The sequence below is a fragment of the Paraburkholderia sp. MM5384-R2 genome (assembly GCF_014201025.1).
GTDB classification, from domain to species: Bacteria; Pseudomonadota; Gammaproteobacteria; order Burkholderiales; family Burkholderiaceae; genus Paraburkholderia; species Paraburkholderia tuberum.
The window spans coordinates 89,987-114,323 of the sequence record NZ_JACHDI010000013.1; the positions used below are offsets into that span (position 1 = coordinate 89,987).

A 24,337-nucleotide genomic window follows, 5' to 3' on the forward strand; every position below is an offset into this window, starting at 1 on the left:
ACCGCTGCGATGGAATGCGGAACGACGGGATAACGCAAAAGGGCGGTGTGCCATTCAACCGGCATACCGCCCTTTGATCTTTTCCAGCGCCCTGCTTAACGCCGTCAGCCGCTCAGAACGGCTTGATCACTACTAGCGCGACCGCGGCGAGCATACCGAGCACCGGCAGCTCGTTGAACATCCGATACCACTTGTCCGAGCGGCGATTCTCGCCGCGCTCGAACCTGCGCAACAGCACGCCGCAATACGCGTGATAGATGACGAGGAGCACGACCACGCCGACCTTCGCGTGAATCCAACCCTGCCCGCTGCCGATGCCGATCACGAGCCACAACCACAGGCCGCACGCGATCGCGGGCACGGCGATGAAGCTCATGAAGCGGAACAGCTTGCGCGCCATCAGCAGAAGACGCGCCGTCGCGGCGGGTTCCGTTTCCATCGCCAGATTGACGAAGATGCGCGGCAGATAGAACAGGCCGGCAAACCAGGAGGCAATCAATACGATGTGAAACGTCTTTACCCAAAGCATCGGCGGGGGTCCTTGTGGTCCTTGTTGTTGTGGCGCTTCGATTCGTGCTTTATTGACGGCCTTCGCCGTGACCCAGCACGACGTATTTCAGCGACGTCAGCCCTTCGAGTCCGACCGGGCCGCGCGCGTGCAGTTTGTCGTTCGAAATGCCGATCTCGGCGCCGAGGCCGAACTCGAAGCCGTCCGCGAAACGCGTCGACGCGTTGACCATCACGCTCGCCGAATCGACTTCGCGCAGGAAGCGCATCGCGCGGTCGTGGTCTTCGGTGACGATCGCGTCGGTGTGCTGCGAGCTATACGTGTTGATGTGCTCGATCGCCGCGTCGATGCCGTCGACCACCTTGATCGCGAGCACCGGCGCGAGATATTCGGTGCGCCAGTCTTCCTCGCTCGCATCGACGAGCGGACCGACGCCCGCATCGGCCAGCACCGCGCGCGCCGCCGCATCGACGCGCAGTTCGACGTCCTTGCCGCGATACAGCTTGCCCAGCGGCGGCAGCACCTCAGCGGCGATGCCGCGCGCGACCAGCAGCGTCTCCATCGTGTTGCAGGTGCCGTAGCGGTGCGTCTTCGCGTTGTCGCAGACGTTGAGCGCCTTCGGCAGGTCCGCGCGATCGTCGACATAGACGTGGCAGATGCCGTCGAGGTGCTTGATCATCGGCACGCGCGCTTCGTTCATCAAACGCTCGATCAGGCTCTTGCCGCCGCGCGGCACGATCACATCGACGTACTCGGTCATCGTGATGAGCTTGCCGACCGCCGCGCGGTCCGACGTCGCGACCACCTGCACCGCGTCCTGCGGCAGACCGGCCGCTTCGAGGCCCTCGCCGATCAGCTTCGCGAGCGCGGTATTGCATTCGAGCGCTTCCGAGCCGCCGCGCAAAATGGTCGCGTTGCCGGACTTCAGGCACAGCGCGGCCGCGTCGATCGTCACGTTCGGGCGCGATTCGTAGATGATGCCGATCACCCCGAGCGGCACACGCATCTGGCCGACCTGGATGCCGCTCGGTCGGTACTTCAGATTGCTGATCTCGCCGATCGGGTCGGCCAGCGCCGCGACCTGGCGCAGGCCTTCGACCATCGTTTTCAGCGCCTTGTCGGACAGCGTCAACCGGTCGATGAACGCGGCATCGTGGCCCTTGCCGCGGGCGCGTTCGAGGTCGCGCGCGTTGGCGGCCTTCAGCAGATCGGCATCGCGCTCGATCGCCTCGGCAACGGCCGCAAGCGCCGCATTCTTCGCGGCGGTCGACGCCCGCGCCATCGCGCGCGAAGCCTGACGGGCGCGTTGGCCGAGGTCGGTCATGTACTGGTCGATATCCATGGTCATTCTCGTGATGCCCCGCACGTTGGCATGCGGTGGTCGGGCAGGATTAGCGAAAGATCAAACGATTGTAAGTCGGGTACCGGGGCTTTGCTCGCACGCGGGCGGCGGTGCACTGTGCTGTCACGGGTTCGCCGATGCGTTTCGTTCGGCGCGTGGCACGCGAAACACGCTGGTCTGTATGTGTGGAACGACTGGCAGTTGGTACACGATTGCTCGCGTCCACCACTGCTTCGACGCTCGCGCGAATCAGCCGTGCCGCTTCAGACTGGCCGCCGCGCTGGCGCCGCCGTTGGCACCCGAGGTCGCGGCGGCGGCACTGGCGAAGCTGCCGACGGTTTTGGCGCCGCCACCGTCATCGCGAGTTCGAACAGGCCGTCCCACGGATCGGGCGGCGGATCGTTGCGATGATTACCCGGCGTGCCGCCCGACAGCCCCTTCACGTGCCGGTCGAGCCGCGCCGCCAGCGCGAGTGCCTTCTCGAGCGCCGCTTCGCTGACGCGCGACAGCGCAGGTCCGATCAGCCGTTCGCGCGGACCCCACACGCGGTTCTCGCGCGTGAGCATCGCGAGCGGCTTGCCGGCCGCGACGCCGCGCTTGATCCGCAGCAGCGTGCGCACTTCTTCGACGAGCGCCCACAGCACGAGCACCGCGGCCTCGCCTTCACCGCGCAGCCCGTCGAGCATGCGCGCGAGACGGCCGACGTCGCCCGCGAGCATCGCCTCGTTGAGCTTGAACACGTCGTAGCGCGCGACGTTGAGCACCGCGTCCTGAACCTGATCGAAGCTCAGCGAGCCGTTCGGATACAGCAGCCCGAGCTTCTGGATTTCCTGATGCGCGGCGAGCAGATTGCCCTCGACGCGCTCGGCGATGAACGCGAGCGCACGCCGCCCCTCCTCGCCGGCTGCGACGCGCTGACCCTGGGCCGCAAGCCGCTGCCCGACCCAGTTCGGCAGCTGCGCGCGCTCGACCGGATCGATCTTCAGCGCGACGCCGGCGTCGGCGAGCGCGGTGAACCATGCCGACTTTTGCGTGGCCGCATCGAGGCGCGGCAGCGTAATCATCGTCAGCACGTCGTCGTTGACGGTGGATGCGAGCGCCTTCAGCGCATCGGCGCCTTCCTTACCGGGTTTGCCCGACGGAATGCGCAACTCGACCAGCTGACGGTCGCCGAACAGCGACATCGACTGGCTCGCGCCGAGCAGCGAGCTCCAGTCGAAACCGCGCTCGACCGTGAACACCGAGCGCTCGGTGAAGCCGGCCGCGCGCGCCGCCGCGCGGATGCGATCGCATGCTTCCTGCGCGAGCAGATGCTCGTCGCCGTATACGACGTACAGTCCGGCGAGGCCGCGGGCGAGATGCGCTTCGAGCGCGTCAGGTCGCAGTTGCATGGCTGGCGGTTGACGGGATGGATGAGATTCGACGAATCACGAACGGCGCGATGCTCACAGCGGCGGCGGCGGCAGCGGTGCGCGCGGCACGATGGCCGGCACGGCCTCGGCCGGCGTCGGATGCAGCGAGCGCACCACGCCGAGACGGCGGACGAGCTGATCGACCGCGTCGTTTTCCATGTCGGCGAACAGGATGTCGGACTCGGCGGCCTTCGCCTGCGAGAACTGGTCGCTATAGGTCATCGCGCGGTTCAGCGCGATCACGCTGCCCGGAATCAACACGGTGCCGTCCTTGCCGGTCAGCGTGTAGGTCATCTGCAGATTCAGCTGATACTCGGCGACGACGCCCAGCGAATTCAGCGTCAGCGTGCTGACGTTGCGGTTCTGCGTGATTTGCAGCAGCGCATCGGCATTGGCGGGCGAGCTGACCACCACGGTGTCGCTGCCGCCCTGCACGATGCGCGTGAAGCGCGCCATGGCCGCGGGCGAGCCGCCCGCCACATAGAGGCGCTTGAACGCGAAGTCCTGCTGGCCGCGCAACTTGAAGCCGCAGGCCGACAACATCATTACGCTGCAAGCGAGCGTCAAAAACGATCTGCGAGTCACATTCGCTCCCGGTTCGCAGTGGATTCGCGGTGCCGAGGAACGCCGCCTGGCGGGCGGCGCTCCGTCTGCCGGATGAGGGTGTGGAAACGTCAAACGACCACGTTCACGAGACGGCCCGGCACCACGATGATCTTCTTAGGCGCCTTGCCTTCGCTGAACTTCACGACCATTGCGTGCTCGGCCGAGAGCTGCTCGATCGCTTCGCGCGACGCGTCCTTCGCGACCGTGATCGCGCCGCGCACCTTACCGTTCACCTGCAGCACGAGTTCGATCTCGGCCTGTTCGAGCGCCTTCTCGTCGACCTTCGGCCACGGCGCGTCGAGCAGTGGGCCGAATTCGTCGGCATAGCCGAGCTCCTGCCACAGCTGGAACGTCAGGTGCGGCACGACCGGGTACAGCACGCGCAGCATCACACCGTAGGTTTCACGCAGCACGGCGCTCTGCGCGCCCTTCGCGCCGTCGAGCGCGTTGAGCATCTTCATCGCGGCCGATACCACCGTGTTGTACTGAAGACGCTGATAGTCGAAATCGGCCTGCTTCAGCACGCTATAGATCTCACGACGCAGCGCCTTGTCGGTGTCGTTGAATCGTGCGGCGTCCAACTGGCCACCCGCGCGCAGCGCGGCTTCGTTCGTATAGCCGAAGTTCCACACGCGACGCAGGAAGCGGCTCGCGCCTTCGACGCCCGAACCCGACCACTCGAGCTGCTGCTCGGGCGGCGCCGCGAACATCACGAACAGACGCGCGGTGTCCGCGCCGTGCTGATCGATCAGCGTCTGCGGATCGACGCCGTTGTTCTTCGACTTCGACATCTTCTCGACGCCGCCGAGCACGACCGGCTGGCCGTCAGCGTTGAGCACCGCGCCGACCGGGCGGCCCTTGTCGTCGAACGACACGGTCACTTCCGCCGGGTTGTACCAGGTCTTCTTGCCCGCTTCGTTTTCGCGGTAATAGGTTTCGTTGAGCACCATGCCCTGCGTGAGCAGGTTCTTCGCCGGTTCGCCGAACTTCACGAGACCGAGGTCGCGCATCACCTTCGCCCAGAAACGCGAGTACAGCAGGTGCAGGATCGCGTGTTCGATACCGCCGATGTATTGATCCATCGGCGCCCAGTAGTCGGTGCGCTCGTCGACCATCGTCTTCGCATCCGGCGACGCGTAGCGGTAGAAGTACCACGACGAATCGACGAAGGTGTCCATCGTGTCGGTTTCACGCTTTGCCGCGCCGCCACAGCTCGGGCACGTGCAGTTCAGGAACGCTTCGGACTTCGCGAGCGGATTGCCCGTGCCGTCCGGCACGAGGTCTTCCGGCAGCACGACCGGCAGGTCTTTTTCCGGCACCGGCACGTCGCCGCACTTCGGGCAGTGGATGATCGGGATCGGCGTGCCCCAGTAACGCTGGCGCGACACGCCCCAGTCACGCAGACGCCACGTGATCTGCTTGCCGCCGAGGCCCAGTTCCTTGAGATCGGCGGCGATGCGGTCTACGGCTTCGTCGTAGGCGAGGCCGTCGTACTTGCCGCTGTTCACCAGCGTGCCGGTCTTCTCGCCGTACCACTCCGCCCACGCTTCGGTCGAGAATTCCTTGCCCTCGACCGCGACGACCTGCTTTACCGGCAGACCGTATTTCTTCACGAACGCGAAGTCGCGCTCGTCGTGCGCCGGCACGCCCATCACCGCGCCTTCGCCGTAAGTCATCAGCACGTAGTTGCCGATCCACACCTCGACCTTCGCCTGCGTCAGCGGATGCGTGACATAGAAGCCGGTGGCCATGCCTTTCTTTTCCATCGTCGCGACGTCGGCTTCGGCGACGCCGCCGCGCTTGCATTCGTCGATGAACGGCTGCAGTTCCGGCTTGTCTAGCGCGAGACGCGTGGCGAGTGGATGCTCGGCGGCGATCGCGCAGAACGTGACGCCCATGATCGTGTCGGCGCGCGTCGTGAACACGCGCAGCAGCTTCTGTTCGCCGTCGATTTCATACGGGAAGCCGAAGTTCACGCCGAAGCTCTTGCCGATCCAGTTCTGCTGCATGATCTTCACGCGCTCGGGCCAGCCGAGGCCTTCGAGATCGTTCAGCAGTTCATCCGCGTACTGCGTGATGCGCATGTAGTACATCGGGATTTCGCGCTTTTCGACGAGCGCGCCCGAGCGCCAGCCGCGCCCGTCGATCACCTGCTCGTTCGCGAGCACGGTCTGGTCGACCGGGTCCCAGTTCACGGTGCCGGTTTTCTTGTACGCGATGCCCTTTTCGAGCATCTTCAGGAACAGCCACTGGTTCCACTTGTAGTAGTCAGGGCTGCAGGTCGCGACTTCGCGCGACCAGTCGATCGCGAGGCCCATCGACTGCATCTGCTTCTTCATGTAAGCGATGTTGTCGTAGGTCCATTGCGCGGGCGGCACGTTGTTGGCCATCGCGGCGTTCTCCGCCGGCATGCCGAAGGCGTCCCAACCCATCGGCATCAGCACGTTGTAGCCGTTCATCCGCAGATAGCGGTACATCACGTCGTTGATCGTGTAGTTGCGCACGTGCCCCATGTGCAGCTTGCCCGACGGATACGGCAGCATCGAGACGCAGTAGAACTTGGGCTTGTCGGTGGTTTCCGTCGTCTTGTAGGCGTCGATGGCGCGCCATTGCCCTTGCGCGGCGGCTTCGACGTCGGAGGGAACGTATTTTTCGTGCATGGTGTGATGGGATCGCCAGGTTCGGTGCTTTCGCACCGGCCCGGTGCTCTGCAGAATGTCGTTGCGTCGTTTCCCCTTCGCCGGGGAAAGGGCTGATTATACCGTTCGCGGACGGGTGCGCCGCGCGGCGTGGCGCGGGACTGGGTATGCCGGATTCGTGAACGCGGTGCGCACCCGGTGGCGCTCAGTGCTGCGCGGCGGGCGGCGGCGGGTCCGTCACGAAGCCGATCCGCTCGAGCCCCGCCTGCTGCGCGGCGCCCATCACCTGCGCGATCACTTCGTAGCGCGTCGAGCGCTCCGCGCGCAACTGGAGGTCCGGCTGGTCCGCCTGCTTGCCGGCTTCGGCGAACTGCGCGCGCATCTGCGCGAGCGTGATCGGCTTGCCGTTCCAGTAGAGCTTGCCGGCGCCGTCGATCGAAAGGGAGATGGTTTGCGGGGTCTGGCGCGCGGGCGCCGCCGCGACCTTCGGCAGATCGAGCCGGATCGCGTGCGAGAACAGCGGCGCGGTGATGATGAAAATCACCAGCAGCACCAGCATCACGTCGATCAGCGGCGTCATGTTGATCTCGGCCATCGGCGCGGCCGTCTGCTTCTTCTCGAGTCCGCCGAATGCCATGTCGCCTCCTTGCGTCTGAGCTTGCCCGTGCGATGGGCGGTGTGTCGTGCGAGGAAGGTCGCGATGTGCCGAGCCCGCCGCGCGTGACAAGTCAGCGGTGCGCCTCGCGCGCCGCCTGCTGCGCGCGCGGAGGCGTCGGCGTGTGCTCGGTTGGGGAGCACACGTACGCATGCAGATCGTGCGCGAAGCCGTCCAACTCCTCGGACAATTGCCGCACGAGGCGGCCCAGCACGTTGTACGCGAGCACCGCCGGAATCGCCACCACCAGACCGAACGCGGTCATGATCAGCGCCTCGCCCACCGGTCCCGCGACGTTCTCGATCTGCGCCTGCCCGCTCGCCGCGATGCTGCCGAGCGCGTGATAGATACCCCATACGGTGCCGAGCAGACCGACGAACGGCGCGGTGCTGCCAACCGACGCAAGCAGCACCTGACCGAACTCGAGCCGCCGCTGCGACGCATTGAGCGCCTGGCGCAGCGCGCGCAGCACCCGTTCGCTGCGCTCGACGCGCGCGAGCAGCGCGCCCGGAATGTCGACCTCGGCCGCATTCAGCGCCGCTTCGGCGAGCGGCGCGAACACGCGCTCACGATCAGTGCGGCGCAGGATGGCGACGCCTTCGGCGAGCGTCGGCGCCTGCCAGAAGCGCGCGATCGCCCGGTTGGCCTGGCGTTTCGCGCGCGTCAGAATCCAGCTCTTGACGATCAGAAAACACCAGCTCGCAATCGACATGGCCAGCAGCACATAGGCGACGCCATGCGTGATTGCGTCGCTCGTTTGCAGGTAATGGATGATGCCGCTGCTGCCTGCCATCTGACCTCGCCTTGGGAAAGTGACTTCGGGAGGGCGCGCTCGGGATGCGCTACTCCGCCTCTGCGCAACGGGCTTCGCTCAACGCAGGCCGAGCACGTCCTGCATGTCGAAGAAGCCGTTGTCGTGGCCTTCGAGGAAGCGTACAGCACGAAGCGCGCCTTGTGCATATGACAGGCGGCTTGCCGATTTGTGCGTGATCTCGATGCGCTCGCCGATGCCCGCGAACAGCACCGTATGATCGCCCACGATATCGCCGCCGCGAATCGCCGAGAAGCCGATCGTCGACGGATCGCGCTCGCCGGTCACGCCTTCGCGGCCGTAGATCGCGCAGTCGTCGAGATTGCGGCCGAGCGCGCTGGCGATCACTTCGCCCATCGTCAGCGCGGTGCCGGACGGCGCGTCGACCTTGTGACGATGATGCGCCTCGATGATCTCGATGTCGTAGCCGGTCGAGAAGTGCCGCGCCGCGTATTCGAGCAGCTTCAGCGTAACGTTCACGCCGACGCTCATGTTCGACGCGAACACGACGCCGATCTTCTGCGCCGCCGCGCGCAACTGCGCTTTTTGCGCGTTGTCGAAGCCGGTCGTGCCGATCACCATTTTCACGTCGTGGCGCTGCGCGGCTTCGAGATGCGCGAGCGTCGCGTCGGGACGCGTGAAGTCGATCAGGTAGTCGGATTCGGCGAACACACGCTCGATGTCGTCGGACAGCAGCACGCCGGTCTCTTTGCCGAGGAACGCGCCGGCGTCCTGGCCAAGCTGCGCAGCGCCCGTGCGGCAGAGCGCGCCGGACAGCGTCGCGTCGGCATCGTTGAGAACGGTTTCGATGAGCATGCGGCCCATCCGGCCCGATGCGCCTGCAATGGCAATTTTCATGACGATGAGGATTCGAAAAGAGTCAACCGGTATGGAGCCCGGCAAACGCGGCCCGGCGAATGCCCGGACCAGTGTGCCGGGGAATGCGCCCGGTCGATATAGGGAGACGCGGCGGCAGGGAGCAAAGTCACCCGGCTCGCTGCTGGAGCCAATGGGGGCGGCCAACCGGGACGGCTCGCTCAGGTGACTGACCGATACGGCCCGCTGCGGCGACCCACTGCCGCGGCAACCGCGGCAACACATTCATGCGGCCCAAGCGGCGCTTTTCCGACCTCGCCTGGTGCCGGACAAACACATCTGGCGGGCGCCGCACATGTGGCGCGCAGCCCGCCTCACAACACCGACGAGCAAATCAGTTGCTCGTTCCCGGCGTCGCCGGCGAAGTGTTCAGCGTCGGGCTGCCGCTGCTTTGCGAGCCCGTCGGGCCGACCGGGTTGCTCTCGTTCTCCTGAGCGGGCGGCGGCGGACGCTTGAACTGGAACTGCGGCTGACCGCCGGACGTCGGGCCTTGCGTCGGGATCCCGCCGGCGCCCGCTCTCGGCACGGCCGACCGCACGGACGGCGCGCCGTTCGACGTCGACACCGCATTCGTCGCGCGATTGGCGGCCTGGGCGGCTTCGGCGTTGGCGTCCATCGACGGCGTGGCGGCCTGCTGGGCGCCCTCGACCGACGGCGAGCGCGTCGTATCCACCGTCGCCGGTGCCGCAGCGGCAGCTTTCGCGGCGACTGCGTCGCTGGCGGCCACGGCGTTGGCGGCCTCGGCCGCGCTCGCCGCGCGCGGCGGCGTCGCGTTCGGGCTGCGGCCACGGCGGTCGCCGTCGATCTCGGCCAGCAATTCGAGATTGGTCGGCAGATCCTCGCCGCCCGTCCAGTGGGTCACGAGGTCGCCGGAGAAGTACACGACGAAGTCACGCTGCTGCACGATCGACGTCGAGCCGCGCTTGAAATAGAACACGTAATCCCAGCGATTCGCGTGGAACATGTCGGTCAGCAGCGGCGTGCCGAGCAACTGACGCACCTGCGCGCGCGTCATGCCGACCTTCATCTGATCGGCCATTTCCTGTGACACGAAGTTACCTTGCACAACCGTAATCCGATACGGCGTAATGCGTTGGGCAACGCGCTGGGTCAGGCTGTCGTACGTGGAACATCCGGCAAGAACCGCGACAGTCGCAACAGCGATCAAGGTACCCCGCATGCGGCTCCCCCGGTAGATCAATTGAGATTTAGAAATCATTTCACTCACCGTGCGGGCCCGCTTGCGGGCCGCGCTCATTCCATCGAAAATGACCAGAACGCCAAAACACATTACTATGAGAGCCCAGCATTGTACTCTAGGGATCCCTTGTCATGACCAATCCAACCGATCTCAAGAATATCGGGCTCAAGGCGACCCTTCCGCGCCTCAAAATCCTTGAGATTTTCCAGCATAGCCCGGTGCGTCACCTGACCGCCGAAGACGTGTACCGCAACCTCTTGCACGAGGAGCTCGATATCGGTCTCGCCACCGTGTATCGTGTGCTGACGCAATTCGAGCAGGCCGGCCTGCTCTCGCGCAGCAATTTCGAATCGGGCAAGGCGGTGTTCGAACTGAACGAGGGGTCGCACCACGACCACCTCGTGTGCCTCGATTGCGGGCTGGTCGAGGAATTTTTCGACCCCGAAATCGAAAGCCGTCAGCAGTCAATCGCCAAGGCACGCGGCTTCAAGCTGCAGGAACACGCGCTGGCGCTGTATGGGGCGTGCACGAAGGAAAATTGTCCGCATCGTAAGCACTGATGCGTCGCGGGTCGCCTGCGAACGCGACCGGCAAGTCAGAAAAAAGACCCGGCCGATGGGCATCGGCCGGGTCTTTTCTATTCAGGCGGCGGCAATCGCCGCTATCCGACCAGCTCCACGCTCGGCTCGAAGGCGAGGCGCCGCGGCTCGGCCAACTGCAATTCGTCGCAATTCGGCGCGTCGCCGCCGCGATCGACGACGATGAAGTCGCTGACCTGATCCAGCGCGAGCAGCGGATGGTGCCAGACCCCTTTCGCGTAATTGACGCCCTGCCACGCATCGGTCCAGAACGCGCGCATGCGCGCGGCGTCGAACTCGCCGGCCGGCGCGACCACCATCAGATATCGGCCCGCGCGTAAGGGAATGAAAGCCTGGCTGCCGAGCGGATGCCGCTCCATCATCGTGATCTCGACGGGCAGCGCGCGCGGCTGCGCGCGAAACAGACTGACGAGCGGCCGGCCGCCCTGCTCCACCACGTCGACGCGCGCGAGGTCGTGATAGCGCTCGGTGGTACCGCCGTTGATCGGAAAACGACGCGCGCCGTCGAGTTCGATCACGTCGCCGAACGGCGCGAAGGCCGCGCGCGTCAGGCGTTCCATCTGCAGGATCTTCATGCGTGCCGCTCCATGATGTTGCTTTCGTTAAGCGATCTCGCCCCACAGACGCAGACGCGACACGCCGCCGTCCGGGAAGATGTTGAAGCGCACATGCGTGACCGGCCCGAGCGCGGCGAGGTCGTCCGCGAACGCGTGCACGTGATCCATCTGCAGTTTCTGTTCGCCGAGCAGCACCGGCCAGAACATCGCCTGCGTGACGAGGGAATCGTCTGTGCCGCCCGTCACCGATGCCGCCTGCAGCGAGCAGCGATCCGGGAAGTTGCCCTTGAAGTGCGCGGTGTCCACTTCGATCTTGCGGATCACGCCGGGCCGCGCGAGCGCGACGATCGCCCAGTCGTTGCCCGGCTCGCGACGCCGCCGCGTTTCCCAGCCGTCGCCCATGTTCACGCCACGGCCCGGCATCAGCATCTGCGAGGCCGGCCCGAAATGCTGGTTGTTCGCGGCGACGAGGTACGCGCCGTTTTCGATCGCGGCGAGATCGAGCAGCGTGCCGCGCTCGACGCGGCTCCAGTCGCGCTGCGGCTGGCCATACACGCGCAGTCGCGCGAGCCCGCCGTCCGGATACAGATTCACGCGCAGATGGGTGACCGGGCGCGCGTCTTTCACCTCGACGTAGTGATGCTGGTTGCCCTGTAGCGTTGTCGCCGGCACGAGCGGCTGCCAGTCGGCGTGCTCGGGTGGCACGTCAGCGTCGCTATGACAGGCATCGATCGACGCCGCCGGCGGGAAATTGCCGGTGAAGTGGCTCGTATCGAGATCGACCCCATGCACGACGCCCGGCCGCGCGAGCCGGATCACGCAATGGTCGTGGCCGGTCGTGCGCTTGCGACGCGTCTCCCAGCCGTCCATCCACTTGCCGTGGTCGTCGTATTTGCCGGGGATGAACACCGCCGGCTGCGGGTCGAGCATGCGCTCTTTCGGCGCGAAGAATTCGTCGCTGGCGAACAGCGCCTTCGCGCCGAGGCGCGGATCGGCGAGGTTCATGTAGCGGCGTGCGAAGGCGGGAGCGTTCGGGTCGAGGATCGGGTTGGCCATGATGTCGGTCGGTGTCGAAGAGGTCGGAAACAGCCGGCGGCGCCACGGCAACCGCCGGCTTTGCGAAAAAAGGTCGAGGAGCTATCCAGGAAGCGATGCCGGTTCGTCTGGTCAGACCAGATCCCCGCGCAGCCGTCAGACCGCCGGCGCGGGTTCGGCCGCACCGGGTTCGACGAACGTGTCGTCGACGACGGGCACGTAGCGCAGCGCCGCGTCGCGATTCAGCACGCGATGCGCGCGCGCCCTGTCGATATCGTTTTCCCACACGGCGACCACCACCGTCGCGACGCAGTTGCCGATCAGGTTGGTGAGCGCCCGGGCGATGCCGACAAACCAGTCGACCGGCAGAATCAGCACGAGACCGAGCACAGGAATCGCGGGAATCGCGGAGAGCGTCGCCGCGAGAATCACGATCGCCGAGCCCGGAATGCCGTGCGCGCCCTTCGACGTCACCAGCGACACCAGCACGACGACGATCAGGTCATGAATAGACAGCGGCGTGTTGGTCGCCTGCGCGATGAACAGCACGGCGAGCGTCAGATAGATCGAGAAGCCGTCGAGGTTGAACGAGTAGCCGGTCGGAATCACTAGACCGACCGTCGAATCCTTGACGCCCATCCATTCGAGCTTGCGCATGATCTGCGGCAGCACGGCGTCGGACGACGCGGTGCCGAGCACGATCGACAGTTCTTCGCGCAGATAGCGGATCAGCTTGAAGATGCTGAAGCCGGCGAGCCGCATCACCGCGCCGAGCACGAGCACGACGAACACCACGCAGCTCGCGTAGAACACCAGCACGAGCATGCCGAGCTGCTTCAGCGACTCGACGCCGTAGGTGCCGGTCGTGAACGCGATCGCGCCGAGCACGCCGAGCGGCGCGAGCTTGATGATGAAGCCCATCACGCGGAAGAACACCTGCGACAGCTCATCGATCAACCCGCTCACGCGCTGCGCGCGCTTGCCGAGCAGCGACAGCGCCGAGCCGAACAGTACCGAGAACACGAGGATCTGCAGAATGTCGCCGGTCGCGAACGCGCTGATCGCCGTGTCGGGGATGATCTTCAGCAGGAAGCCCGCAGTGTCCTTCAGGCTCTTCGCGTGCTCGGTATAGGTCGCGAGCGACGCCGCATCGAGCGAGTTCAGATTCACGTTCATACCTGCACCAGGACGCGTCGCGTAAGCGAGCACCGCGCCGATCACGAGCGCGATCGTCGTCATCGCCTCGAAGTAGATCACCGACTTCAAGCCGACCCGGCCGACCTTGCGCAGATCGCCCGCGTGCGCCATGCCGCTCACCACCACGCAGAACACGATCGGCCCGATCACCATCTTGATCAGCTTCAGAAAGCCGTCGCCAAGCGGCCGCAAGGACTGCGCGAAATGCGGAAAAACGGCACCGAGCACGATGCCGACCACGAGCGCTATCACGACCCGGCCAAATAGCGAATTGAAGAATTTCAACACGGCTTCCTCCTGCGGATGGTTATCTCGGTCACTTCTGTTCAGACTGGTCCGACCAGTGCTGTTATGGCGAATAGTAGGAAGCCGATATACCCGCGTCAAGGACTCATCGAGCAGTGTTTACCCGTTGTTTTTTCGGCGATTTCGGGTCGGATTCGGGATTTCAGACGGCGCGCGGCGCGCCTTCTCACGCGCAAGTATTAGAATTGCGGTCAGACCACGCTACCGAGCCATCCCTCATGAAAAACGTCCCGCACACCGTCACCGACGCGGCCATCGCGACCATCCGCGAGCGTATCGAGGGGGGCGTCTATCCGGTGGGCAGTCTGCTGCCGGCGCAGCGCCAGCTATCCGATGAACTGTCGATCAGCCGCGCGTCACTGCGCGAAGCGCTTTCCACGCTGGAAGCGCTTGGTCTGCTGGTGATCCGCCCCGGCAAGGGCGTCTACGTGGAAAGCGCGCAGGCGAAAAACGCGCAGGCGTGGCGCTTCGCCGAGCAGTCGTCGCTGCCCGACACGTATCAGATGCGCTACGCGCTCGAAGGCTTCGTCGCGCGCATGGCGGTGCTCGCGGTCACCAACGACGACCTCGCGTGGCTCGAGGAAAACATCACCGCGATGCAAAGCGCGCTCGCCTGCGAGGAACTCGACGAAGCAGCTCGGCTCGACTACGCGTTCCATATGCGCATCGTCAGCATCGCGGGCAATGCGGCGATCGAGTCGATCCTGCGCAGCAGCGCCGAGATCATGCAGGAAAGCCAGCGCATGCCGTTCTACCGGCGCGAGCGGGTGCTGTCCACGTACACCGAACATCGCGCGATTCTCGACGCGTTGAAGGCCCGCGATTCGCTCGCCGCGGGCAAGGCGATCGAGACGCACATCGCGAACGCCGCGCAGCGCGCCGGCGTCTATTTCCCCACGCCGTAGACGGCAAAAATCGCAGACGAAAAAAAACCGCTCCGAAGAGCGGCTTTTTCATGCAGCGTGAAACCCGAAACTTACTTCGCGTTCGCGAGCGCCACAGCCGTGTCCAGCATGCGGTTCGAGAAGCCCCACTCGTTGTCGTACCAGCTCGACACCTTCACGAGACGGCCCGACACCTTGGTCAGCGTCGAGTCGAACGTCGACGAAGCCGGGTTGTGGTTGTAGTCGATCGACACGAGCGGTGCGTCGTTGTAACCGAGGACGCCCTTCAGCGCGCCTTCCGATGCTTCCTTCATGATCGCGTTGACTTCCTCGACCGTCGTGTCGCGCGCGGCGATGAACGACAGGTCGACGACCGATACGTTGATCGTCGGGACGCGGATTGCGTAGCCGTCCAGCTTGCCGTTCAGTTCCGGCAGCACGAGGCCGACCGCCGATGCCGCGCCGGTCTTGGTCGGGATCTGGCTATGCGTGGCCGAACGCGCGCGGCGCAGGTCTTCGTGGTACACGTCGGTCAGAACCTGGTCGTTCGTGTACGCGTGGATCGTCGTCATCAGGCCGTTCACGAGGCCGATCTTGTCGTTCAGCGGCTTGACCAGCGGCGCGAGGCAATTGGTCGTGCACGATGCGTTCGAGATGACCGTGTCCGACGCCTTCAGCACGTTGTGGTTCACGCCGTAGACAATCGTCGCGTCGACGTCCTTACCGCCCGGCGCCGAGATGATGACCTTCTTCGCGCCGCCCTTGATGTGCGCGCTCGCCTTTTCCTTGGTCGTGAAAAAGCCCGTGCACTCCATCACAACGTCGACGCCCAGCTCGCCCCACGGCAGTTCGGCCGGGTTGCGGTTCGCCAGCACGCGGATCTTGTCGCCGTTCACGACGAGGTAGTCGCCGTCCACCGACACGTCGCCCGGGAACTTGCCGTGCGCGGTGTCGTACTGCGTCAGGTGGGCGTTGGTCTTCGCATCGCCCAGATCGTTGATGGCAACGATTTCGATATCGTGCTTCTTGCCGTTTTCATAGAAGGCGCGCAGGGTATTGCGGCCGATCCGGCCGTAGCCGTTGATTGCGACGCGAATCGTCATGATTTATCTCCTGATGGCTAAAAAATCCGTGTATGTTCGGCTGCTCGGACATCTGGTTCGGTGCGTTGCCGCGCGCAGCCACGAGGGGCACGACGGCAACGCGACGCAGCCATCAGCCGAGCGCGGCCTTGACCGTCGCCACCACGTGCTCGACGGTGAAACCGAAATGCTTGAACAGCACGCCTGCCGGGGCCGATTCGCCGAACGTGTCGATGCCGACCACGCCGCCTTCCAGACCCACGTACTTGCGCCAGAAATCCGACACGCCCGCTTCGATCGCGACGCGACGCACGCCATGCGGCAGCACGCGTTCGCGGTACTCGGCGTCCTGCCTGTCGAACACGGTCGTCGACGGAATCGACACGACGCGGGCGGCGATGCCTTCGCGCGCGAGCGGCTCGACGGCTTTCATCGCGAGTTCGACTTCCGAGCCCGTCGCGATCAGGATGATCTTACGCGCGACGATCTCTTCATCCCAGTCGCGCAGCACGTAGCCGCCCTTCTCGATGTTGGCGATCTGCGCGTCGGTGCGCTCGTTGAACTGCACGTTCTGGCGACTGAAGATCAGGCACGACGGACCTTCATGCTCGATCGCATGGGTCCAGGCCACCGCGGTTTCGACCGTGTCGGCCGGGCGCCACGTTTGCAGATTCGGGATCAGGCGCAGGCTCGCGACGTGTTCGATCGACTGGTGGGTCGGGCCGTCTTCGCCGAGACCGATCGAGTCGTGCGTGAACACGAAGATCGACGGTGACTTCATCAGCGCGGCGACGCGCAGCGCGTTGCGGCTGTAGTCGGAGAACGTCAGGAACGTGCCGCCGAACGCCTTGTAGCCGCCGTGCAGCGCGACGCCGTTGATCGCCGCGCTCATGCCGAATTCGCGCACGCCGTAATTCACGTAGTTGCCGGCGGCACGGCCTTCGGCATTCACGCGCACCGGCTTGGCGGCCTTCCAGTTGGTGAGGTTCGAGCCGGTCAGGTCGGCGGAACCGCCGAGCAGTTCGGGCAACACGGCCGACAGACCTTCGATGGCCTGCTGCGATGCCTTACGCGTCGCCACGGTCTCAGCGCGCTCGTTCGCGCCGGCGACGATCGCTTTCGCCTTATCTTTCCAGTCGGCCGGCAGTTGCTTCGCGCTGCGGCGCTTGAATTCGGCCGCTTCCTGCGGGTACTTCGCCGCGTAGGCAGCGAACGCCTCGTTCCATTCCGCTTCGAAGCGCGCGCCCGCTTCCTTCGCGTCCCATGCCGTGTAGACTTCCTGCGGAATCACGAACGGCTCCCAGTTCCAGCCGATCGCTTCGCGCGTCGCCGCGATTTCCTTGTCGCCGAGCGGCGCGCCGTGCGAATCGTGCGAGCCCGCCTTGGTCGGCGCGCCTTCACCGATCACGGTCTTGCAGCAGATCAGCGTCGGCTTGTCCGACAGCTTCGCCTGCCTGATCGCCGCGTCGACCGCGTCGACGTCATGGCCGACCACGTTCGGGATCACGTTCCAGCCGTATGCTTCGAAGCGCTTCGGCGTGTCGTCGTGGAACCAGTGGACCACTTCGCCGTCGATCGAAATGCCGTTGTCGTCGTAGAACGCGATCAGCTTGTTCAGCTTCAGCACGCCCGCGAGCGAGCAGGCTTCGTGCGAGATGCCTTCCATCAGGCAGCCGTCGCCGACGAACACGTACGTGTGGTGATCGACGATGCTGGCGTCGGGCTTGTTGAATTCGGTGGCGAGCAGCGATTCGGCGAGCGCCATGCCGACCGCGTTCGCGAGACCCTGGCCGAGCGGGCCGGTGGTCGTCTCGACGCCCGGCGTGATGCCGTATTCCGGGTGACCCGGCGTCTTCGAATGGAGCTGGCGGAAGTTCTTCAGCTCGTCCATCGGCAGGTCGTAGCCGGTCAGATGCAGCAGCGAGTACAGCAGCATCGAGCCGTGACCGTTCGACAGCACGAAGCGGTCGCGATCGGCCCATTGCGGGTTCTTCGGGTTATGGCGCAGATGACGCGACCACAGGGCGACGCCGATTTCGGCCATGCCCATCGGCATGCCGGGGTGACCGGAGTTCGCCTTTTGAACGGCGTCCATGGCCAACGCGCGGATCGCGTTGGCCATCAGGGAGGTGGGTGCGGGAGACGGGGTCGTCATGTCGAGTCCGGAGACAGAGTCAGAAAGCGGGGGCGCGCTTGAGGCCCGGAAGCTCGGCGGTCACTTCGCTACGGCGCACGATGCGGCGCCAGGAGACGCGAAACGGGCAGAGCAAGCGGACAAGGCTGAAAGCGTCACATTCTAGCAGAAGGCTAACCCCCTACCCGGCCGGAAAGCCGCCTGGCCGCGAGGTTCAACGCACACCGCCAGGCGGCGGCATTTACAATTCGAGCAGCTGTGTGCCCGCACTACCGATCGAGCCCGTCCGCCGTGAACGCCCCGCTATTGTTCCAGCCTTGTCCCGACGCCGTCTACGGCTTTCCTCACGCGCGCCTCGTCGAGCGTGTCGAATCCCGTTATCAGACGATCGAGATCTGGGACACGCCGCAGCTCGGCGCGCTGTTCACGCTCGACGGCCGTCCGATGACGTCCGCAGGCGACGAGTTCATCTACCACGAATGCATGGTGCATCCGGCCGCGCTCGCGCATCCGGCGCCGCGCGCGGCGCTGGTGCTCGGCGGCGGCGATGGCGGGGCCGCGAGGCAATTGCTCAGGCATCCGGGCATCGAGCGGATCGTCGTCGCTGAGCTCGATCCCGAGGTCGTGCGGCTCACGCGCGGACATTTGCCGCAGGTGCATGGCGGTGCGTTCGACGATCCGCGCGTCGAGCTGGTGATCGGCGATGCGGCGGACTACGTCGCGGCGGCGGCCCGCGCGACGCAGGGTGCAACGAACGTCGCGGCCGCGCAGTTCGACCTCGTCGTATTCGACCTGACGCCACCCGATTCGCCCGCGGCCGGCCTGTACACGCCGACCTTCTACGCGCAGTTGAAGCGCGTGCTGCGCGCCGATGCGTTGCTGTCGCTCCATCTCGGCTCGCCGTACCACCACGCGCCGCGCATCGCCGCGCTGCTCGGCGATCTGCACGCCGCGTTCGCACAAGTGCGCACGCTGGGCACCTTCGTGCCGCTCTACGGCTCGCTATGGCTGATGGCGATCGCCAGCGACACGCTCGACCCCGCCGCGCTCACCGCCGACACGCTCACCGAGCGTCTCGCCGCGCGCGGCATCGATGCGCTGCGTCATTACGAACCAGCCCTGCACGCGGGGCTATTCTCGGCGGCGCGATCGGCGCGCGATAAACTGAGCCCGTTGACGAAGTCGTCCTTTTGAAGCGCGGACACCTTGCGCGAATCGGTTCGTGTGATGCCGGCGTGCCGCGCCCGACCGAAACCCGCAACCGTGGCCTCGCCGCCTCACGAGATCCGGAGAACTCCATGACCGCCCCCCACCCCGCCGGTGTGCCCTGGCTCACCCCCTATCTGACGGTGCGCGACGCGCGCGCGTCGACGGCATTCTTCTCGGCGGCGTTCGGTTTCGACGTGCGCGACAGCGTGCAGGACGACGGCGTCGTCATGCACGTCGAGATGACCTATCAAGGCCAGCTGATCGTGATGTTCGCGCCTGAAGGCGCGTTCGGCTCGACCGCGAAGACGCCGAAAAGCGCGGGCACGATCGCGCCGCAATCGTTCTATGTCTATGTCGAGGACGTCGACGCCGTGTATGCTCGCGCGCTCGCGGCCGGCGCGAAGTCGCTGAGCGAGCCACAGGACCAGTTCTGGGGCGACCGCTTCGCGCAGGTCGAGGATATCGACGGCTATCGCTGGGCACTCGCCCGCCACCTGTCCTGAATTCAAGAGTCTCCCGTCGATGCCCCGTTTTTTTGTTGATATGCCGCTTTACGCCGACGACGTGATCGCACTGCCCGACGACGTCGTGCGCCACGTGGCCGTGCTGCGTCTGCAGCCAGGCGATTCCCTGGCGTTGTTCAACGGCCAGGGCGGCGAATACGCCGCCGAACTCGTCGAGGTCGAGCGTCGTGCGGCTCGCGTGAAAATCGGCGAATTTCGCGCGATCGAGGTCGAGCCGCCGTATCGGCTGACGCTCGCCCAAGGCATCGCCGGCGGCGACAAGATGGACTGGCTGATCGAGAAGGCGGTCGAACTCGGCGCCTCGGGCTTCGTGCCGCTCGCGACCGCGCGCAGCATCGTGCGGCTTACCGGCGAGCGCGCGCAGCGGCGGCAGCAGCACTGGCAGGGTGTGGTGCGGGCGTCGTGCGAACAGTGCGGACGTAATCGGGTTCCGGACGTGATGCCGGTGTGCGAGATTGGCGCGTGGCTCGATACGCTGTCGCGCGAGCCGGCGCCTGACGAGCTGCGCCTGCTGTTATCGCCGCGCGCGAGCATCGGCTTTGCGGCGCTGCCTGACGCGCCGCCGCCTGGCGGCGTGACGCTGCTGATCGGCCCCGAAGGCGGCCTTTGCGCCGACGAGGAAGCTGCCGCCGGCGAACAGGGCTTTACCGCGATTGGCTTGGGACCGCGTGTGCTGCGTACAGAGACCGCCGGAATCGCAGTGTTGGCGGGGCTCGCGGCGCGCTGGGGCGGCTGGTGAGCGGGTGCTTGCCCAAGCAGCGCGACAAAAGCAAAGGCCCGCCAATTAGCGGGCCTTTGCCGTTTATACCGCGACGTTCACTGTCAGACTCAAGCAGCTACGCCTGAACAGGCGAAAATCCGGCGAACTTCAAGCGAACGAGTAGAACACCCGGAACGCGACCTTGCGCTCGGCCCAGAATTCGGCCGCTTCACGGAACACGTCGAGCAGCGTCTCGCGCCCTTCCTTGTCGAATTTCTGCGCGATCGGCAGGTGTTCGAGCACGATCACGAAGCCGGGCTGCGCGCCGGCCTTGTGCACGAGGTCGGTCAGGCAGTCGTAGAGCGCGTCGTAGTTCTTGCCGAAATGCTTGGGAAACAGGAACGACGTCGCGATCGTCTCGAGCACTTCCTGCTTCGAGGCGGCGTTCGCGCAGTATGCATACAGAAAGTGCTGGCCGAGCAGGTTGGCCTCGTCGGCGAGATCCTGCACGCGGAACGCGCGGATCGACTGCACGATGTTCGGCCGCACCGTCCTGAAAAGGCTCATGGGCTCCTCGTTCGATGAAACCACCGTGGCAGCCTCGCTTTGATTGTCGCGACCCTGCTCGTCGGCGCGCATCTTCATGACGCGTTGGAACAAATTGCCGTCGCCGGCCGCGAAAAGATCCGTCGCGACTCCGGAATCGTGCGCGTAGATGTTGTCGCTCATGCCGTTCATCCCAATGTCATTCAACAATATGGTTAAAACTGGTGTAATGGTCGTCCGAGTAATAACAATTGTCGGTCCGCTGTAGCGGACCTCCGCAGACGATGCGGCGCGCCCCGCGATTACGCGCGTGAGGCGTGGGGACGGTGTATTCGTGGTAATAGCCGCGCCGGTGGGCGGGCAGCACCCGTTCGTAGTTGCCGAATACGATGCCGTCCTTCTGATACGGGTAAGGCCCGCCGGCGGCAATGAGGTTCAACGTATCGACCGCCTCGCGCGGCAATTGCGCCAACGCGATGGTGCCCACCTGCGCTTCCACCCCAGTTGGCGCCGAGTAATCTCGCGCCAGCGCTTCGGGCGCGGAACTGGACAACGCGCAGAGTGCGGCGGCACCGATCAGCACGCCTTTCATGCGCAACCAGTTGCGTGCCATGTATCAGGTTTCCCCGCTGTCAGATCACGAGTTTGACGACCATGAAAGTCGTAAGGGTATCGCTAATAGCCTTTGGAATCAACGTTCGACGGCCGATGGCACCCCGCCTCACCCCGCGGAAAAGCCGGTGGCGCGGACTTTGACGACTTTTGACAGAATGTTTAGCTCGATCGGGCTAAACTGAGCTCAATCGTGATCGAATGCAGTGCGGGCGGTGCAAGCGGCCGCTGGCCGAGGCGTTCGATTGCGGTTGTTGGAGCCTGTAACCACTCAGCCGAAAGGCTGTGTCATTGCCATTTTCGGGGTGGCGATCCCAGCTTGCCCTGAGGGCGTGCCCATTGCGGGCACGCCTTTTTTTTCAGGTACGCCGGTTGGAAAACCGGCGCCGGGCCTCTCGCGGCCCGATCACGATGCGCAGTTAGCGGGTTGCGCTGACGTCCGCGACCAGCAGCGCCGCCATGTTGACGATCCGGCGCACCGTCGCCGACGGCGTCAGCACGTGCACCGGCTTGGCCGCGCCGAGCAGAATTGGGCCAATCGCAATGTTGTTGCCGGCCGCCGTCTTCAGCAGGTTGTACGAGATGTTGGCCGCGTCGATGTTCGGCAGCACCAGCAGGTTCGCGTCGCCTTCGAGCGTCGAATCGGGCAATACCTCGCGGCGCAGGTTGGCGTCGAGCGCGACGTCACCGTGCATTTCGCCGTCAACTTGCAGCTGCGGCACGCGTTCGCGCAGGATCTCGAGCGTATCGCGCATCTTCTGCGCCGTCGGCGCGTTGCTCGAACCGAAGTTCGAGTGCGACACGAGTGCAACCTTCGGCTCGATGCCGAAACGGCGCACTTCCTCGGCTGCCATGATCGTGATCTCAGCCAGCTCGGCCGGTGTCGGATCGACGTTCACGTGCGTATCGACGAGGAAAATCTGCCGATTCGGCAGCACCAGCGCGTTCATCGCCGCATAGACTTTCGCGCCGGGCTTCTTGCCGATCACCTGATCGATGAAGTGCAGGTGGCGGTGTGTGGTGCTGACCGTACCGCAGATCATGCCGTCCGCCTCGCCCTTCTTGACCATCATCGAGCCAATCAGCGTGGTGCGGCGGCGCATCTCGAGCTTGGCCATCTGCGTGGTGATGCCCTTGCGCGACATCATCTTCGCGTATTCCTGCCAGAACTCGCGGTAACGTTCGTCATGATCGGTGTTGACGACCGTGTAGTCCTGCCCCGCGACGAGCCGCAGGCCATAACGCGCGATCCGCTGCTCGATCACGGCCGGCCGGCCGATCAGGATCGGCTTTGCGAGCTTTTCGTCGACGATGATCTGCATCGCGCGCAGCACACGCTCTTCTTCGCCTTCCGCGAACACGATGCGCTTCTTCTCCGGCTCGACGCTGCGCGCGAGCTGGAAGATCGGCTTCATCGTCGTGCCGCTGTGATAAACGAACTGCTGCAGATGCTGCGCGTATGCGTCCATGTCCTCGATTGGACGCTCGGCAACACCGCATTCCATCGCGGCCTTCGCCACCGCGGGCGCGACCTTCACGATCAGACGCGGATCGAAGGGTTTCGGAATCAGGTATTCCGGTCCGAACGATAGGTCCTGGATGCCGTACGCGGTCGCGACGATGTCGCTCTGCTCCTGGCGCGCCAGCTCGGCGATCGCGTTGACGGCGGCGATTTCCATTTCGCGCGTGACCGTCGTCGCGCCGGCGTCGAGCGCGCCGCGGAACAGAAACGGGAACACGAGCACGTTGTTGACCTGGTTCGGGTAGTCGGTGCGGCCCGTGCACAGCACCGCGTCCGGACGCACTTCGAGCGCGAGTTCCGGCAGGATTTCCGGCGTCGGGTTCGCAAGCGCCAGGATCAGCGGCCTGGCGGCCATCTGCTTGACCATGTCCTGCTTGAGCACGCCGCCGGCCGACAACCCGAGGAACACGTCCGCGCCTTCGATCACTTCGGCAAGCGAGCGCGCGTCGGTTTCACGCGCGAAACGCTCCTTGTCCGGGTCCATCAGTTCGGTGCGGCCCTTGTACACGACGCCCGCGAGGTCGGTCACGGTGATGTTTTCGAGCGACAGGCCGATGTCGACCAGCAGGTCCAGACACGCGAGCGCCGCCGCGCCCGCGCCCGAGGCGACCAGCTTGACTTCCTTGATGTCCTTGCCGACGACCTTCAGGCCGTTGGTGACCGCCGCCGCGACGACGATCGCGGTGCCGTGCTGGTCGTCGTGGAAGACCGGAATCTTCATGCGCTTGCGGCATTCGCGCTCGACGATGAAGCAGTCCGGCGCCTTGATGTCTTCGAGGTTGATGCCGCCGAAGGTCGGCTCGAGCGCGGCGATCACCTCGACCAGCTTGTGCGGATCGTTCTCGTTGATCTCGATATCGAACACGTCGATGCCGGCGAACTTCTTGAACAGGACGGCCTTGCCTTCCATGACCGGCTTCGACGCGAGCGGCCCGATGTTGCCGAGGCCCAGCACCGCGGTCCCGTTCGTGACGACGCCAACGAGGTTGCTGCGCGCGGTGAAGCGCGCGGCGTTCAGCGGGCTCTCGACGATTTCCTCGCACGCGAACGCGACGCCAGGCGAATACGCCAGCGCGAGGTCGCGCTGGTTGATCATCTGCTTGGTCGGGGCGATCGCGATTTTGCCGGGAGTCGGGAACTCGTGGTAATCGAGAGCTGCTTCGCGGAGTTTGGTATTGACGGGATTCGACATAAGGCGGGCTTCGGAGGGCAGATTAGAATAGACGTTCGACGGCATTGTAGCCCCAATTGCCTACGCAATTCCTTCAATACGGGTACAACAGCCGCGACTGAAACAGCGTGAAAGCGCGCGTTGCCCGTTGTCCGGATGGTCCGGCGCTTGCGACGGGGCATCACGCTCAATCACCCTGATCCGCGCTA

General features: G+C 65.1%; 22 protein-coding genes. 5 read left to right on the forward strand and 17 right to left on the reverse strand.

Going from position 1 to position 24,337, the window contains the following annotated elements; all coding sequences use genetic code 11:
* Nucleotides 1–112: 112 nt before the first annotated feature.
* The 9 genes from HDG37_RS20910 to HDG37_RS20950 form a co-directional block, all read right to left on the reverse strand.
* Entirely contained in the window at nt 113–529 is a 417-nt protein-coding gene (locus HDG37_RS20910; RefSeq protein WP_018421800.1) for a CopD family protein, read from the reverse strand.
* Nucleotides 530–578: 49 nt separating this feature from the next.
* On the reverse strand, nt 579–1,850 hold the full coding sequence (locus tag HDG37_RS20915) for a glutamate-5-semialdehyde dehydrogenase (protein ID WP_184050922.1): 1,272 nt from the start codon (nt 1,848–1,850) through the stop codon (nt 579–581).
* A 263-nt stretch (nt 1,851–2,113) separates the two neighbouring features.
* Nucleotides 2,114–3,241 carry a DNA polymerase III subunit delta gene (holA, locus tag HDG37_RS20920; protein ID WP_184050924.1) on the reverse strand — a complete coding sequence of 376 codons (1,128 nt, stop codon included), beginning with the start codon at nt 3,239–3,241 and terminating at the stop codon, nt 2,114–2,116.
* Between the two features lie 54 nt (nt 3,242–3,295).
* Nucleotides 3,296–3,847 carry an LPS assembly lipoprotein LptE gene (gene lptE / locus HDG37_RS20925; protein WP_184050926.1) on the reverse strand — a complete coding sequence of 184 codons (552 nt, stop codon included), beginning with the start codon at nt 3,845–3,847 and terminating at the stop codon, nt 3,296–3,298.
* 89 nt (nt 3,848–3,936) lie between these two features.
* The gene (leuS, locus tag HDG37_RS20930) at nt 3,937–6,528 is read right to left on the reverse strand and encodes a leucine--tRNA ligase (RefSeq protein ID WP_184050928.1); all 2,592 of its coding nucleotides are present in this window, start codon (nt 6,526–6,528) and stop codon (nt 3,937–3,939) included.
* Nucleotides 6,529–6,712: 184 nt separating this feature from the next.
* On the reverse strand, nt 6,713–7,144 hold the full coding sequence (locus HDG37_RS20935; protein ID WP_184050930.1) for a biopolymer transporter ExbD: 432 nt from the start codon (nt 7,142–7,144) through the stop codon (nt 6,713–6,715).
* Between the two features lie 91 nt (nt 7,145–7,235).
* Nucleotides 7,236–7,955 (reverse strand): MotA/TolQ/ExbB proton channel family protein, encoded by a 720-nt coding sequence (locus tag HDG37_RS20940; protein ID WP_184050932.1) that lies wholly within the window; start codon nt 7,953–7,955, stop codon nt 7,236–7,238.
* Between the two features lie 78 nt (nt 7,956–8,033).
* Complete coding sequence (dapB, locus tag HDG37_RS20945; RefSeq protein ID WP_184050934.1) at nt 8,034–8,831, reverse strand: 4-hydroxy-tetrahydrodipicolinate reductase; 798 nt, start codon at nt 8,829–8,831, stop codon at nt 8,034–8,036.
* A 352-nt stretch (nt 8,832–9,183) separates the two neighbouring features.
* Nucleotides 9,184–10,029 carry an outer membrane protein assembly factor BamE gene (locus HDG37_RS20950; RefSeq protein ID WP_184051086.1) on the reverse strand — a complete coding sequence of 282 codons (846 nt, stop codon included), beginning with the start codon at nt 10,027–10,029 and terminating at the stop codon, nt 9,184–9,186.
* A 152-nt stretch (nt 10,030–10,181) separates the two neighbouring features.
* On the opposite strand from HDG37_RS20950, the gene fur reads away from it, so the two are divergent.
* A complete protein-coding gene (gene fur, locus HDG37_RS20955; RefSeq protein WP_013090534.1) occupies nt 10,182–10,610 on the forward strand; it encodes a ferric iron uptake transcriptional regulator in 429 nt (142 codons plus the stop codon).
* 101 nt (nt 10,611–10,711) lie between these two features.
* Here the strand turns inward: fur and HDG37_RS20960 are convergent, their stop codons facing one another.
* The 3 genes from HDG37_RS20960 to HDG37_RS20970 form a co-directional block, all read right to left on the reverse strand.
* On the reverse strand, nt 10,712–11,224 hold the full coding sequence (locus HDG37_RS20960; protein ID WP_184050936.1) for an ureidoglycolate lyase: 513 nt from the start codon (nt 11,222–11,224) through the stop codon (nt 10,712–10,714).
* Nucleotides 11,225–11,251: 27 nt separating this feature from the next.
* Nucleotides 11,252–12,262, reverse strand: coding sequence for an allantoicase (gene alc, locus HDG37_RS20965; RefSeq protein ID WP_184050937.1), 1,011 nt, complete (start codon nt 12,260–12,262; stop codon nt 11,252–11,254).
* Nucleotides 12,263–12,397: 135 nt separating this feature from the next.
* A complete protein-coding gene (locus tag HDG37_RS20970) occupies nt 12,398–13,726 on the reverse strand; it encodes a C4-dicarboxylate transporter DctA (protein WP_184050939.1) in 1,329 nt (442 codons plus the stop codon).
* 236 nt (nt 13,727–13,962) lie between these two features.
* Here HDG37_RS20970 and HDG37_RS20975 point away from each other — a divergent pair, with 236 nt between their 5' ends.
* Nucleotides 13,963–14,649 carry a FadR/GntR family transcriptional regulator gene (locus HDG37_RS20975; RefSeq protein ID WP_090801859.1) on the forward strand — a complete coding sequence of 229 codons (687 nt, stop codon included), beginning with the start codon at nt 13,963–13,965 and terminating at the stop codon, nt 14,647–14,649.
* A gap of 71 nt (nt 14,650–14,720) precedes the next feature.
* Here HDG37_RS20975 and gap read toward each other — a convergent pair whose 3' ends face one another.
* Together gap and tkt are read right to left on the reverse strand one after the other, a co-directional pair.
* Nucleotides 14,721–15,731, reverse strand: a complete 1,011-nt coding sequence (gap, locus tag HDG37_RS20980) for a type I glyceraldehyde-3-phosphate dehydrogenase (protein WP_008923882.1) — start codon at nt 15,729–15,731, stop codon at nt 14,721–14,723.
* Between the two features lie 112 nt (nt 15,732–15,843).
* Nucleotides 15,844–17,865 (reverse strand): transketolase, encoded by a 2,022-nt coding sequence (tkt, locus tag HDG37_RS20985; protein WP_184050941.1) that lies wholly within the window; start codon nt 17,863–17,865, stop codon nt 15,844–15,846.
* Between the two features lie 270 nt (nt 17,866–18,135).
* Between tkt and speE the strand changes: the two genes are divergently transcribed.
* The 3 genes from speE to HDG37_RS21000 all read left to right on the forward strand — a co-directional run bounded on the left by speE (nt 18,136) and on the right by HDG37_RS21000 (nt 20,316).
* On the forward strand, nt 18,136–19,038 hold the full coding sequence (speE, locus tag HDG37_RS20990) for a polyamine aminopropyltransferase (protein WP_184050943.1): 903 nt from the start codon (nt 18,136–18,138) through the stop codon (nt 19,036–19,038).
* 104 nt (nt 19,039–19,142) lie between these two features.
* Complete coding sequence (locus tag HDG37_RS20995) at nt 19,143–19,556, forward strand: glyoxalase/bleomycin resistance/extradiol dioxygenase family protein (RefSeq protein WP_090801864.1); 414 nt, start codon at nt 19,143–19,145, stop codon at nt 19,554–19,556.
* Nucleotides 19,557–19,575: 19 nt separating this feature from the next.
* Entirely contained in the window at nt 19,576–20,316 is a 741-nt protein-coding gene (locus HDG37_RS21000; RefSeq protein ID WP_184050945.1) for a 16S rRNA (uracil(1498)-N(3))-methyltransferase, read from the forward strand.
* Nucleotides 20,317–20,445: 129 nt separating this feature from the next.
* Here HDG37_RS21000 and HDG37_RS21005 read toward each other — a convergent pair whose 3' ends face one another.
* The 3 genes from HDG37_RS21005 to HDG37_RS21015 form a co-directional block, all read right to left on the reverse strand.
* A complete protein-coding gene (locus HDG37_RS21005; protein ID WP_184050947.1) occupies nt 20,446–21,006 on the reverse strand; it encodes a barstar family protein in 561 nt (186 codons plus the stop codon).
* A gap of 16 nt (nt 21,007–21,022) precedes the next feature.
* On the reverse strand, nt 21,023–21,436 hold the full coding sequence (locus tag HDG37_RS21010) for a ribonuclease (protein ID WP_090801868.1): 414 nt from the start codon (nt 21,434–21,436) through the stop codon (nt 21,023–21,025).
* 418 nt (nt 21,437–21,854) lie between these two features.
* Nucleotides 21,855–24,194: an NADP-dependent malic enzyme gene (locus HDG37_RS21015; RefSeq protein ID WP_184050949.1), complete on the reverse strand. Its 2,340-nt coding sequence runs from the start codon at nt 24,192–24,194 to the stop codon at nt 21,855–21,857.
* Between the last annotated feature and the right edge of the window lie 143 nt (nt 24,195–24,337).

Coding starts and splice junctions, on each gene's coding strand:
- HDG37_RS20910 (WP_018421800.1), bottom strand. CDS start 529: ATGCTTTGGGTAAAGACGTTTCACATCGTATTGATTGCCTCCTGGTTT.
- HDG37_RS20915 (WP_184050922.1), bottom strand. CDS start 1,850: ATGGATATCGACCAGTACATGACCGACCTCGGCCAACGCGCCCGTCAG.
- holA (WP_184050924.1), bottom strand. CDS start 3,241: ATGCAACTGCGACCTGACGCGCTCGAAGCGCATCTCGCCCGCGGCCTC.
- leuS (WP_184050928.1), bottom strand. CDS start 6,528: ATGCACGAAAAATACGTTCCCTCCGACGTCGAAGCCGCCGCGCAAGGG.
- HDG37_RS20935 (WP_184050930.1), bottom strand. CDS start 7,144: ATGGCATTCGGCGGACTCGAGAAGAAGCAGACGGCCGCGCCGATGGCC.
- HDG37_RS20940 (WP_184050932.1), bottom strand. CDS start 7,955: ATGGCAGGCAGCAGCGGCATCATCCATTACCTGCAAACGAGCGACGCA.
- dapB (WP_184050934.1), bottom strand. CDS start 8,831: ATGAAAATTGCCATTGCAGGCGCATCGGGCCGGATGGGCCGCATGCTC.
- HDG37_RS20950 (WP_184051086.1), bottom strand. CDS start 10,029: ATGCGGGGTACCTTGATCGCTGTTGCGACTGTCGCGGTTCTTGCCGGA.
- fur (WP_013090534.1), top strand. CDS start 10,182: ATGACCAATCCAACCGATCTCAAGAATATCGGGCTCAAGGCGACCCTT.
- HDG37_RS20960 (WP_184050936.1), bottom strand. CDS start 11,224: ATGAAGATCCTGCAGATGGAACGCCTGACGCGCGCGGCCTTCGCGCCG.
- alc (WP_184050937.1), bottom strand. CDS start 12,262: ATGGCCAACCCGATCCTCGACCCGAACGCTCCCGCCTTCGCACGCCGC.
- HDG37_RS20975 (WP_090801859.1), top strand. CDS start 13,963: ATGAAAAACGTCCCGCACACCGTCACCGACGCGGCCATCGCGACCATC.
- gap (WP_008923882.1), bottom strand. CDS start 15,731: ATGACGATTCGCGTCGCAATCAACGGCTACGGCCGGATCGGCCGCAAT.
- tkt (WP_184050941.1), bottom strand. CDS start 17,865: ATGACGACCCCGTCTCCCGCACCCACCTCCCTGATGGCCAACGCGATC.
- HDG37_RS20995 (WP_090801864.1), top strand. CDS start 19,143: ATGACCGCCCCCCACCCCGCCGGTGTGCCCTGGCTCACCCCCTATCTG.
- HDG37_RS21000 (WP_184050945.1), top strand. CDS start 19,576: ATGCCCCGTTTTTTTGTTGATATGCCGCTTTACGCCGACGACGTGATC.
- HDG37_RS21005 (WP_184050947.1), bottom strand. CDS start 21,006: ATGAGCGACAACATCTACGCGCACGATTCCGGAGTCGCGACGGATCTT.
- HDG37_RS21010 (WP_090801868.1), bottom strand. CDS start 21,436: ATGGCACGCAACTGGTTGCGCATGAAAGGCGTGCTGATCGGTGCCGCC.
- HDG37_RS21015 (WP_184050949.1), bottom strand. CDS start 24,194: ATGCCGTCGAACGTCTATTCTAATCTGCCCTCCGAAGCCCGCCTTATG.